This is a genomic window from Sphingomonas natans, from assembly GCF_030546695.1.
GTDB classification, from domain to species: domain Bacteria; phylum Pseudomonadota; class Alphaproteobacteria; order Sphingomonadales; family Sphingomonadaceae; genus Sphingomonas_I; species Sphingomonas_I natans.
Map to the genome: position 1 here is coordinate 547196 of NZ_JAUOTP010000002.1, position 11818 is coordinate 559013.

At 66.5% G+C, this 11818-nt stretch carries 11 protein-coding genes; 8 read left to right on the forward strand and 3 right to left on the reverse strand.

Translation table 11 applies throughout. From position 1 onward, the window contains the following. Position 1 precedes the first annotated feature (1 nt). The gene (locus Q4F19_RS06470) at positions 2 to 1579 is read left to right on the forward strand and encodes a lysine--tRNA ligase (protein ID WP_303540840.1); all 1578 of its coding nucleotides are present in this window, start codon (positions 2 to 4) and stop codon (positions 1577 to 1579) included. 254 nt (positions 1580 to 1833) lie between these two features. Here Q4F19_RS06470 and Q4F19_RS06475 read toward each other — a convergent pair whose 3' ends face one another. After that, entirely contained in the window at positions 1834 to 2349 is a 516-nt protein-coding gene (locus tag Q4F19_RS06475; RefSeq protein WP_303540841.1) for a TPM domain-containing protein, read from the reverse strand. Between the two features lie 183 nt (positions 2350 to 2532). On the opposite strand from Q4F19_RS06475, the gene Q4F19_RS06480 reads away from it, so the two are divergent. The 4 genes from Q4F19_RS06480 (at position 2533) to pgl (ending at position 7489) form a co-directional block, all read left to right on the forward strand. After that, on the forward strand, positions 2533 to 3198 hold the full coding sequence (locus Q4F19_RS06480; protein WP_303540843.1) for a DUF1345 domain-containing protein: 666 nt from the start codon (positions 2533 to 2535) through the stop codon (positions 3196 to 3198). Positions 3199 to 3252: 54 nt separating this feature from the next. Next, on the forward strand, positions 3253 to 5208 hold the full coding sequence (locus tag Q4F19_RS06485; RefSeq protein WP_303540845.1) for a M61 family metallopeptidase: 1956 nt from the start codon (positions 3253 to 3255) through the stop codon (positions 5206 to 5208). 123 nt (positions 5209 to 5331) lie between these two features. After that, positions 5332 to 6792, forward strand: a complete 1461-nt coding sequence (gene zwf / locus Q4F19_RS06490) for a glucose-6-phosphate dehydrogenase (protein ID WP_303540847.1) — start codon at positions 5332 to 5334, stop codon at positions 6790 to 6792. Further along, on the forward strand, positions 6785 to 7489 hold the full coding sequence (pgl, locus tag Q4F19_RS06495) for a 6-phosphogluconolactonase (protein WP_303540849.1): 705 nt from the start codon (positions 6785 to 6787) through the stop codon (positions 7487 to 7489). The genes zwf and pgl overlap by 8 nt, the downstream gene beginning before the upstream one ends. A 64-nt stretch (positions 7490 to 7553) precedes the next feature. Here pgl and Q4F19_RS06500 read toward each other — a convergent pair whose 3' ends face one another. Both Q4F19_RS06500 and Q4F19_RS06505 read right to left on the reverse strand, forming a co-directional pair. After that, entirely contained in the window at positions 7554 to 7733 is a 180-nt protein-coding gene (locus Q4F19_RS06500) for a hypothetical protein (RefSeq protein WP_303540851.1), read from the reverse strand. Positions 7734 to 7983: 250 nt separating this feature from the next. After that, positions 7984 to 8280 carry a hypothetical protein gene (locus tag Q4F19_RS06505; protein WP_303540853.1) on the reverse strand — a complete coding sequence of 99 codons (297 nt, stop codon included), beginning with the start codon at positions 8278 to 8280 and terminating at the stop codon, positions 7984 to 7986. Positions 8281 to 8383: 103 nt separating this feature from the next. Here Q4F19_RS06505 and argE point away from each other — a divergent pair, with 103 nt between their 5' ends. The 3 genes from argE to Q4F19_RS06520 all read left to right on the forward strand — a co-directional run bounded on the left by argE (position 8384) and on the right by Q4F19_RS06520 (position 11761). Then, positions 8384 to 9568, forward strand: a complete 1185-nt coding sequence (gene argE, locus Q4F19_RS06510) for an acetylornithine deacetylase (protein ID WP_303540855.1) — start codon at positions 8384 to 8386, stop codon at positions 9566 to 9568. A gap of 62 nt (positions 9569 to 9630) precedes the next feature. Then, positions 9631 to 10746 carry a DUF47 family protein gene (locus Q4F19_RS06515; protein WP_303541039.1) on the forward strand — a complete coding sequence of 372 codons (1116 nt, stop codon included), beginning with the start codon at positions 9631 to 9633 and terminating at the stop codon, positions 10744 to 10746. Positions 10747 to 10759: 13 nt separating this feature from the next. Next, positions 10760 to 11761 carry an inorganic phosphate transporter gene (locus Q4F19_RS06520; RefSeq protein WP_303540857.1) on the forward strand — a complete coding sequence of 334 codons (1002 nt, stop codon included), beginning with the start codon at positions 10760 to 10762 and terminating at the stop codon, positions 11759 to 11761. Positions 11762 to 11818: the final 57 nt, after the last annotated feature.

Below are 11818 nucleotides of genomic sequence, written 5' to 3' on the forward strand. Positions count from 1 at the left end.
CATGCCCACCCCCGATCCCGCCCTCCGCGAAGCCGCGCTCGTCTCCAAGGCCTGGCCGTATGAAGAGGCGCGCAAGCTGCTCGCCCGCTACCGCGAAGGCCCCGCCAAAAGCGAGATCGTGTTCGAGACGGGCTACGGCCCCTCGGGCCTGCCGCATATCGGCACGTTTAACGAAGTGCTGCGCACGACGATGGTCCGCCGGGCCTATCAGGCGCTGTCCGACGTGCCGACCCGCCTTATCGCCTTCTCGGACGACATGGATGGGCTGCGCAAGGTGCCCGACAATGTCCCCAACAAGGAGATGCTGGCGGCCTATCTCGGCAAGCCGCTGACCGCGATCCCCGATCCGTTCGGCACGCACGAAAGCTTCGCGCATCATAACAATGCGATGCTCCGCGATTTCCTTGATCGCTTCGGCTTCGATTACGAGTTCGTCTCCTCGACCGAGCGCTATCGCGCGGGCGCGTTCGACGAGGCGCTCAAGGGCATATTACGCCACTATGACGCGATCATGGGCGTGATGCTGCCGACGCTCCGCAAGGAACGCCAGGCAACCTATTCGCCTGTGCTCCCGATCAGCCCCAGGAGCGGGATCGTCCTCCAGGTACCCGTCACCGTCGTCGATGCCGAGGCCGGCCTCGTCCGGTTCGACGATGAAGGCGAGACGATCGAGCAATCGATCCTCGCCGGCGGCGCGAAGCTTCAGTGGAAGGTCGATTGGGCGATGCGCTGGGTCGCGCTGGGCGTCGATTACGAGATGGCGGGCAAGGATCTGATCGACAGCGTCCAGCAATCGTCGAAGATCGCGCGCGTCCTCGGCGCCCGCCCGCCCGGGGGCTTCAATTACGAGATGTTCCTCGACGAAAATGGCGAGAAGATCTCGAAGTCCAAGGGCAATGGCCTGAGCCTCGAACAATGGCTGAGCTACGGCCCGCAGGAAAGCCTGTCCTACTTCGCCTATCGCGAGCCGAAGCGCGCCAAGCAGCTCCACATGGGCGTGATCCCGCGCGCGATCGACGATTATTGGAAGTCGGCGACCGATTATGCCGGCCAGACGATCGACCAGCGCCTGAGCAACCCCGTCCACCACATCCATGACGGCGCGCCGCCGCTCGCAGCACCCCCCGTCAGCTTCGGGCTGCTGCTCAATCTCGTCGGCGTGCTCGGCGCCGAGGCGACGCCCGATCAGGTCTGGGCCTATCTTAGCCGCTACGCGCCGGGCGTAACGCCCGAGACCGCACCGTCGCTCGCCGCGCTGATCGGCCACGCGATCGCCTATCACCGCGACGTCGTCGTCGCCGGCCTCGCCCGCCGCGCGCCCAACGACAAGGAAAAGGCCGCGCTCGCCGATCTCGACGCGCGCCTGGCCGCGATGCAAGACGGCGATGCCGAGGCCTTCCAAAACGAGGTCTACGAAGTCGGCAAGGCGCATTACGGCAAGGAGGCGCTGCGCGACTGGTTCAAGGCGCTCTACGAGACGTTGCTGGGCTCATCCCAAGGCCCCCGCATGGGCAGCTTCATCGCGCTCTACGGGCTGGAGAACAGTCGCAAACTGATCGCGAGCGCGCTGGCGGGCTGAGCGACGAGCGGCGGCTTCTGGTAAAGGCGGTCATTTGGCTCCCCTCCCTCTAAGAGCATCAGGTGAACAGCGCCCCCGCGCTGTTCAGGTCATGCTGGGAGCATGACCGACCTGATGCTGGGTTGGGGGTGGGTCGCTATTCAGCGATGCGCCCGGCCGGACAGCAACCCACCCCTCAATCCCCTCCCTTTCAGGGAGGGGAGGTAACGGCGGCAAATGGGGCGAGAGCGGACGGGCGCATGCCGACGTCCTGATCACCGCGCATCCGCCGATAATTTGCCGATAATCGCCGCCACGCCCGCCCGGATGCCCGCGCCGAGCCGTCCCTGCCTGAACGCGGGGATGACCTTGGTAGCGAGAACCGTCTGGCAATAGCGATTGGTCAGGCGCCGCTCCAGCCCGCGGCCGACCTCGATGCGGACCTTGCGCTCGTGCGGGGCGACGAGCAGCAAGACACCGTCATTCGCGCCCCTGCGTCCAACACCCCAGCGGTTCGCCAGCCGGCGGGTGAAGATGGCGATATCCTCCCCATCCAGTCGCGAGACCGTGACGACCGCGAGCTGGTGCGCGGTTCGCTGCTGGAATCGATCGAGTTCGTTCGTCAGCAGCGCGCGTTCGTTCGCGCTGAGCAGATGCGCCTCGTCCACGACGAAGCCGGTGAAGGCGAGGCTCGACGACAGGGATCGAGGCACCGCCGATGCCGATCGCGCGATCGACGGATTGGCCCATGACGCGAGCGTCAGGACGGCAAGAAGGCAGTTTCGGACCATTGCGCCCCTCCGCCGGTCAATCTCGCGCAGACAAGCAGAGCGCCGGCTCCTCGGCAAATCCCCCGGGCTAAAGACGGCGGCAATCCGGTTCGAAACGGTTATTGCCTCGCCCTTCCTTCCCGGAAGCGCCCAAGCCTGACGAAAGATTTGGAACGCCGCCGTAACCTTCCACGTTGAGCGCGCATGGCCACATCAGACACGCGCACGCTCCGCCTCGGCAACCGCATCGCGCCGCCGCGCTTCCTCCTTTTCATCGCGCTCGTCGCGATCGGGGTGCCGATCGGCGTGTCGCTCGCGGGCTGGCGGCTCGGCGGGATGGCCGCATTCGATGTCGCGGCTCTGATTTTCCTCGCCAGCTGCACGCCTTTGCTCGGCAAGGAAGCCGACGACATGCGCCAGCTCTCCAAGCGCAACGACGCCAATCGCTTCGGGCTGCTTGTGGTCACCGGCATCGTCTCGATCGCGGTGCTCGTCGCGGTCGCGGCCGAGCTTAACCAGAAGGGCACGCCCAAGCCGATCGAGGTCGCGTGCGTCATCGCCACGCTCGCCATCGCCTGGGTGTTCAGCAACACCGTCTACGCGCTCCATTATGCGCACCTCTTCTACACCGAGAATGCGAAGGAGCGCGGCAAGGACAGCGGCGGGGTCAGCTTCCCCGATACGGACGAGCCTGATTATTGGGACTTCGTCTATTTCGCCTTCTGCCTCGGCATGACCTTCCAGACCTCCGACGTCGAGATCAACAACGGCACGTTCCGCAAGACCGTGACCGCGCACTGTCTCGCCGCGTTCGTCTTCAATCTCGGGGTGATCGCCTTCACGATCAACGTCCTCGGCGGATCGAGCTAGGCGCCGGTTCGCGAAGGCTGGACAGCCGCGCGTCACCGGAGCAACAGGCGCTCCATGATCCCTCCGCTTCGCGCTCTGCGCCTCGCCGCCCTCGCCGGCGCCGCTCTCTGCCCCGCCATCGTCGCGGCGCAGGTCGATCCCGCCGCTACCGGCACATCCAAGCCGCAGCCCGTCCCGATCATCGACACGATCGCGCCGCCGCGCGACGTCGCGTATCCGGGGACGATCACGCTGAAGGTCGATGCGACCGACGTCGTCCACGGCGTGTTCCGCGTGACCGAGACGATCCCGGTGGCCTCCGGCCCGCTGACCTTGCTCTTCCCCAAATGGCTCCCCGGCGATCATGCGCCGCAGGGGACGATCGACAAGCTCGGCGGGCTCGTCATCACCGCCGACGGCAAGACGATCCCCTGGACGCGCGATCTTGTCGACGTCTTCGCCTTCCATCTCGACGTGCCCGCCGGGACCACCGCCATCACGGCCGCGTTCCAATATCTCTCGCCCACCGCCGAGAATCAGGGCCGCGTCGTGATGACGCCCGAAATGCTCAATCTGCAGTGGGACTCGGTCGCGCTCTATCCGGCCGGTTTTTACACGCGCGGCATCACCTTCAAGCCGAGCGCCGTCTATCCGGAGGGCTGGACCTCGGCGACGGCATTGCGCCCGTCCGGCCCCTCCACCGCCAAGGGCGGGCTGATCGATTATGCCCCGGTCGCGTTCGACACGCTCGTCGATTCGCCCGTCTTCGCCGGCAAATATGCGCGCACCGAGACCTTGTCGCCGCGCGTCACGCTCAACGTCTTCGCCGACAAGCCGGGCAGCCTCGCGATCACGCCGGACGAGCTGAAGATCCACCGCGCGCTCGTCGATCAGGCGACCAAGCTCTACGGCGCGCAGCATTACGACCATTATGATTTCCTGCTCGCGCTGACCGATCGGCTCGGCGACATCGGGCTCGAACATCATCGCTCGTCCGAGAACGGGCACGATCCGGATTACTTCACCAAGTGGAAGGACAATCCGGCCGGCCGAGATCTGCTCGCGCACGAATATACCCATAGCTGGGACGGCAAGTTCCGGCGCGGCGCGGACCTGTGGACCCCCGATTTCCGCACGCCGATGCGCAACACCTATTTGTGGATGTACGAGGGCCAGACCCAGTTCTGGGGCAAGGTGCTGTCCGCCCGATCGGGCCTGATGAGCCAGGAGGAGGCGCTCGACGCGCTCGCCGTCACCGCCGCCACCTACGAATATCTGCCCGGCCGCGCCTGGCGGCCGCTGATCGACACGGTCAACGACGAGATCATCAATCCGCGCCGGCCGATGGCCTATCGCAATTATTCGCGGTTCGAGGATTATTACGAGGAAGGCCAGCTGATCTGGCTGGAGGCGGACAGCATCATCCGCGAGCGATCGAAGGGGCGCAAATCGCTCGACGACTTCGCGCGCGCCTTCTTCGGCGTGAAGGACGGCGACTGGGGCGAGCAGACCTACGATTTCGACGAGATCGTGAAGACGCTCAACGCGGTCCAGCCTTATGACTGGGCGACCTTCCTGAAGGAGCGCGTCTTCGACGTCCGCCCGCATGCGCCGCTCGAGGGCATCACGCGCGGCGGCTACAAGCTGGTCTTCACCGACAAGCCGGGCGTCTACCAGACATCGGCCGCGGAGAAGAGCAAAACGGCGAGCTTCACCTATTCGCTCGGGCTGTCCGTGGGCAAGGAAGGCGCGGTCACGAACGTCGTTTGGGACGGTCCGGCGTTCAACGCGGGCATCACGATCGGCACCAAGATCCTCGCCATCGCCAGCCAGGCCTATTCGGACGACGATCTGAAGGAGGCGATCACCGCCGCCAAGGGCAAGACCACGCCGATCCCGCTGCTGATCAAGCAGGGCGACGGCTATCGCACGGTCGACGTGACGTGGAATGGCGGGCTGCGTTACCCGCATCTGGAACGGACGACGAAGGGGCCGAGCAGCTTGGACGCGCTGTACGCCCCGAAAAAGTAGTATCTCGTCTCCCGTTCGTGCTGAGCCTGTCGAAGCACCGTCCTTCTTCCGAGTAAGGGAGAAAGACAGCCCTTCGACAAGCTCAGGGCGAACGGATCGCGCGCAGCAACGTTAGGAGCCTGAATGGGAACGCCGGCCAACACCCTTTTGCTGTTCGGCGTCACGGGCGATCTTTCGCGCCGGATGCTGCTGCCGTCTCTGTTCAATCTCGATGCCGACGGGCTGCTGCCCGAAGGCCTGCGCATCTTCGGCACCGCGCGTCAGCCGATCGGCGACGAGGGCCTGCGCGAGACCGCGCGCGCCGCGCTGGAGCCGATCATCGCCGAGCGCGGGCTCGATCGCGCGATCCTCGATCGCTTCGTCGGGCGCCTTTCCTATGTCGCGGCGGACGCCTCCGATCCGCAGAGCTTCGGCGCGCTGGGCGATGCGATCCGCGATCGCGCGAGCGGCGGCATCGCCATCTTCCTCTCGACCGCGCCCAGCCTGTTCGAGCAGACGATCGCCGGTCTCGAACTGGCCGGCCTCGCCGGTCCCGAGACGCGGCTCGCGCTGGAAAAGCCGCTCGGCCAGGATCTGGCGTCGAGCCAGGAGATCAACGACGCCGTCGCGCGCGTCTTCCCCGAGGACCGCACCTTCCGGATCGATCATTATCTGGGCAAGGAGACCGTCCAGAATCTGATCGCGCTGCGCTTCGGCAATGTCCTGTTCGAGCCGTTATGGAACGCACAGGGCATCGATCACGTCCAGATCACCGTCTCCGAGACGGTCGGCCTCGAAGGCCGCACCGGCTATTTCGACGGCATGGGCAGCCTGCGCGACATGGTGCAGAACCACATGCTCCAGCTGCTCGCGCTCGTGGCGATGGAGGCCCCCACCGAATTCGCCGCCAATGCGGTGCGCGACGAGAAGGTGAAGGTTCTGCGCTCGCTCCGCCCGATCGACGCCTCGCTCGTGGCGAAAGAGACGGTCGTCGGCCAATATGTCGAGGGCGCGGTCGGCGGGAAGCCCGTGCCCGGCTATGCCGACGAGCTGGGCGCCCCATCCGAGACCGAGACGTTCGTCGCGATCAAGGCGCATGTCGATAATTGGCGCTGGCACGGCGTGCCCTTCTACCTGCGCACCGGCAAGCGCCTGCCGACCCGGAAATCCGAGATCGTCATCCAGTTCCGCGCGGTGCCGCATTCGATTTTCGCGGGCCGCAGCGCGGCGCTCCAGCCCAACCGGCTCATCATCTCGATTCAGCCGGACGAGAATATCAGCCTGACGATGATGGCGAAGCAGCCCGGCCTCGATCGCGGCGGCATCCGCCTGCGCGAGGTGCCGCTCGACATCCGCAGCCTCAACGCCTTCGCAGACGTCCGCAAGCGCATCGCCTATGAGCGGCTGTGGATCGATCTGATCGAGGGACTGCCGACGCTCTTCGTCCGCCGCGACGAGGTGGAGGCGCAATGGCAATGGATCGACGCGATTCGCGAGGGCTGGGCCGTCAACGGCATGGCGCCGAAGCCTTATGCCGCAGGCACATGGGGCCCGGCCGCGGCGATCGCCCTAACCGAACGAGATGGAGTGAGCTGGCATGATTGAGGCTGAATGGTGGGACTATGAGTCGCACGACGAATGGGTCGATGCCGTCGCCGGCGACATCGGCTTCATCATCGAGAGCGCCCTCGACGCGCGCAAGGATTGCCTGCTCGCGCTCTCGGGCGGCAAGACGCCGATCGCCGCTTACCAGAAGCTTGCGACTCAGAAGCTCGACTGGAAGAAGGTCACGATCATTCCCGTCGACGATCGACTGGTGAAGGTCGACGATCCCGCCTCGAACGTCGGCATGCTGGCCAAGATCTTCCTGCCCAGAGGTGCGCGCGTCGTGCCGCTCGGCGCCGACAACAAGGATTACAAGCAGGCCGGCGCCGCCGCCGATGCGCGCCTACAGGATCTGCCCTGGCCGCCCGATCTCGTGCTGCTCGGCATGGGCGAGGACGGACACACCGCCTCGATCTTCCCCGGTCCCGATTTCGAGTCCGCGCTGGATGCGCCCAAGGCGCGCCGTGCAATCGGCGTGATGCCTGATCCGCTGCCCAAGGATGCGCCGTTCCCGCGCGTGACGATGACGCGCGCGGCGATCCTTTCATCGCGTGCGCTGATGATCGCGCTGACCGGCGCCAAGAAGCGCGACGTGCTGGAGCGCGCGATCGAGGACGGTGCCGGCTCGAAGCTGCCGATCGGCCGCGTGCTGGCCGAGGCCGAGCAGGCGATCGATATTCACTGGTCTGCGGAATAGGAACCGGCGGATTGTGTCGATCGCGGACGTTTCCCGATCGACACAATCCGGCAACATGAGAAACTCAGGCGAGCGGCCCCGAATAGAACCAGCGCCGCGTCGCCTGCGTGCGCACCAGCAGGCAGCCGCAATCGCGGCACGTCGTCTGGATCGTCGCGCTCGTGATGTTGCGGACGGGAACCCGCTTGGGCCGATGATAGCCATCGGCGCAGATCTGCGCCTCGATCTTATATGCCGTCGCCATCGTCCGTGCCTCCGTTTGTCCGGAGGTGGGCCGCGAACGTCACGGCCGCATGTCGCGAATATTTCGGCGCTGTAGGAAAAAGGCCCGGCTCGGGGGAACGAGCCGGGCCCACATCGTCGGCGATCGGGGATCTCGCCGAACCGGGCCGCACGCACCAGGGAGTCACGGCGGGCGGACCGTGAGGGCAAGATAGGCGCTGCGCCCTTCCGGTCGAGAAGCTTCTGCTTTGGTCGCCCAAAGATTCTCGCGGTCAGCCCGCGCTGGTTCCTTCCTGGCCGGGCAAGCCATCCATCTCGTCCGGCGAGTTCGGGTCCGGACCCGTCGGCCGGGGCGCCAAAGGCGGCAGCGGCTCGCGCCGGGGAATATAGCGCGGACCCCGTCGGGGCGGCAGAGGGGGTCGCGGGCGCGGCACGGGGAGATCCGCGGGCGGCTCCTCGCTTGCTACGGGCGCATCGCCGCGCTCAGGCACGCCGACGCCACCGATCTCGATCGGGGCGGTCACCGACCGGCGTCCCCTCCAGGCGCGCGCTTCGTCCGTTTCGCTCATCCCGATGGCATAGCCCGCCTGCGGCCGGGAGCAACGTCGTTTCGGGCGACGGCGGCGATCACCGCTTTTGCGTCCCGGCGGGCGCGAGCCTATCCTCTGCGGGATGACCGATCCTCGCCAGCCTGACGCCCTGTTCGCCGAAGCGCGGAGCCAGCTCGACCGGCTCATCGCCTTCGACACCACCTCGCGCCTCTCCAATCTGGCGCTGATCGAGCATGTCGAGGCCGAACTCGCCACGATCGGCGTGACCGGCATGCGCGTCGCCAATGCCGACGGCGGCAAGGCCAATTTCTACGCGACGATCGGCCCGATGCTGCCCGGCGGCATCGTCCTGTCCGGTCACACCGACGTCGTCCCCGTCGATGGCCAGCCCTGGTCGAGCGATCCGTTCGTGCCGACCGAGCGCGACGGCCGGCTCTACGGGCGCGGCACCTGCGACATGAAGGGCTTCCTCGCGCTCGCCCTCGCCGCGGCGAAGGCCGCCGGCACCGGCGCCCCGCTGTCCCGGCCGATTCACCTCGCTTTCTCCTATGACGAGGAGATTGGCTGCCTCGGCGCGCCCTCCATGATCGCCCGCATCGCCGAGACGCTGCCCGCGCCCGCCGCAGTCATCGTCGGCGAGCCGACCAACATGGAGGTGGTGAGCGGCCACAAGAGCATCTCGACCTGGACCGTCACCGTTACTGGCCACGAGGCGCATTCCAGCCTGACCCATCTCGGCCTTTCGGCGAACATGGTCGCGATCCGGCTGATGGGGCTGCTTTCGGACATCGCCGACGGGCTGCCCCACGCGGCCGATCCGGCCTCGCTCTTCCACCCCCCGCATGCGACGCTCACGATCGGCGAGATGCACGGCGGCACCGCGGTCAACATCCTCGCGCGCGAATGCCGCTTCGTCTTCGATCTGCGCTGCCCGCCCGGGGAGGATCCCGACGCGATCGTCGCTCCCTTCCTAGAGGCGGCAGCGCGGCTCGACGCCGAGATGAAAGCGCGCTTTCCCGAAACCGGGATCGCCGCCGTCCGTCGCTCCGCGACCCCGTCCTTCGCCCCCGTCGCCGACAGCCCGGCCGAGCGCATCGCCCGGCGGCTCGCGGGCGACAACGGCCCGGCGCGCGTCGTCTCCTATGCCGCCGAGGCCGGGCAATTCCAGGGCGCGGGGTTCGCCACCGTCATCTGCGGGCCGGGCTCGATCGAGCAGGCGCACCAGCCCGATGAATATGTCGAGATCGCGCAACTCGAGCGGGGCGCGGCATTCATGACACGCCTACTGGAAATGCTCGCCGAATGAACGGCTTGGGCTTTCACACCGGACCCGCGATGCGATAGGGTGAGACCCAAGAGGAGATCGCCATCCGCCAGGTCGCCGCACTGCCCTATCGCGTCGAGGAATCGGGGTCTCTTAGCGTCCTGCTGGTGACCTCGCGCGACACGCGGCGGTGGGTGGTTCCCAAGGGCAATCCGATCCGCGGCCTCTCCGCGCACGAGGCGGCCGCGCAGGAGGCGTTCGAGGAAGCCGGCGTGCTCGGCATCACCTGTCCCGCGGTTCTCGGCCATTTTCACTATGACAAGCGCAAGCGCGACGGATCGACGCGGCTGGCCACGGTCGCGCTCTATCCGGTCGCGGTGACCAAGCAGATGGCCGACTGGCCCGAGCGCGACGAACGCGAGACGCGCTGGTTCGATTTGGCCGGTGCGCAGGACGCTGTCACAGAACCGGAACTTAAACGTCTTATCGGCGGGTTCCGCGCGCCTATAAGGCGCGCTGGACGGACGGCGCGCATATTGTCATGGGCCCGGAATACGAGCGGGGAAAAATTCGCAATGTTGCGCTGGTTCCAGGCGTTGATGCCCAAGCAGGGGCGATTCTTCGATCAGTTCGAGGATCACGCAAAGACTTTGGTGGCGGGCGCCGATGCGCTCGCCCGGCTGTTCCAGGGCGGCGGCGACATTCCCGCACTCGTCCGCGAGATCCAGGATCGCGAGCATGATGCCGACGCGATCACGCGCGACGTTCTGCAGGACGTGCGCCGCATCCTGATCACGCCCTTCGATCGCACCGCCATTTCCGGGCTGATCGCGGTGATGGACGATTCGATCGACCAGATGAACAAGACGGGCAAAGCGATCACGCTCTACGATCTGAGCGAGTTCGAGCCCGCGATGCGCGACATGAGCGGCATCGTCGTCGAGGCTGCGCGGCTCACCGCCGAGGTCGTGCCTCTGCTCCGCTCGATCGCCAAGAACAGCACGCGCATCCTGGAGCTGACCGCCCGTCTCGTCGAGATCGAGGGCGTCGCCGACGACATCCACGATGCCGGCCTCAAGGCCCTGTACCAGCGGAGCAGCGGCCCGGAGATGAAGGAGTTCATCGTCGGCCGCGAAATCTATTCGCATCTGGAAAAGATCGTCGACCGGTTCGAGGATGTCGCCAACGAGATCCAGGGTCTCGTGATCGATCACGCCTGAGCAGGCGGCAGACATGACCATCCTCGCCATGCCGCTGCTGATCGGTCTGATCGGCCTCGCGCTGCTGTTCGATTTCCTAAACGGCCTGCACGACGCGGCCAACTCGATCGCCACCGTCGTCTCCACCCGCGTGCTGAGCCCGCAAGTGGCGGTGCTGTGGGCGGCCTTCTTCAACTTCGTCGCTTTCTTGGTCTTCAGCCACGCGGTCGCCTACACGATCGGCAAGGGCACGATCTCGCCCGACATCGTCGATGCGCGTGTGATCTTCGGCGCGCTGATGGGGGCGATCAGCTGGAATCTGATCACCTGGGCGCTGGGGCTCCCGTCCTCCTCCAGCCATGCGCTCGTCGGCGGGCTGATCGGTGCGGGCGTCAGCAAGGCCGGCGTCGCCGCGATCGTCTGGTCGGGCGTGCTCAAGACCGTGGCGGCGATCTTCCTGTCGCCGCTGATCGGGCTGCTGCTCGCTTTGTTCATGGTGCTCGTCATCTCCTGGCTGTTCCGCCGCTTCACGCCGGCGGGCTCGGATCGCGTCTTCCGCCGCCTGCAATTGGTCTCGGCCGCCGCTTATTCGCTCGGCCATGGCGGCAATGACGCGCAGAAGACGATGGGCATCATCACCGTCCTGCTGTTCTCGCAGGGCATCTATCAGGGTGAATTCCACATCCCGCTCTGGGTTGTGCTCTCCTGCCAGGGCGCGATGGGCCTCGGCACGCTCTTCGGCGGCTGGAAGATCGTCCATACGATGGGCTCGAAGATCACCCGCCTGACCCCGGCGCAGGGCTTCTGCGCCGAGACCGGCGGCGCGATCACCTTGTTCCTGGCGAACTTCGGCGGCATCCCGGTCTCCACCACGCACACGATCACGGGCGCGATCGTCGGCGTCGGCGCTGCCAAGCGCGTCTCGGCGGTGCGCTGGAGCGTCGCCTCCAGCATCGTCGTCGCCTGGTTCCTGACGCTGCCCGCCGCCGCGCTGATCGCCTCGGCCGCCTACTTCCTGGCTGGCTTCTTCGCCTAAGCAAATTCCTCCCCGGCACGGGGAGGGGGACCATCCGCAGGATGGTGGAGGGGGCTT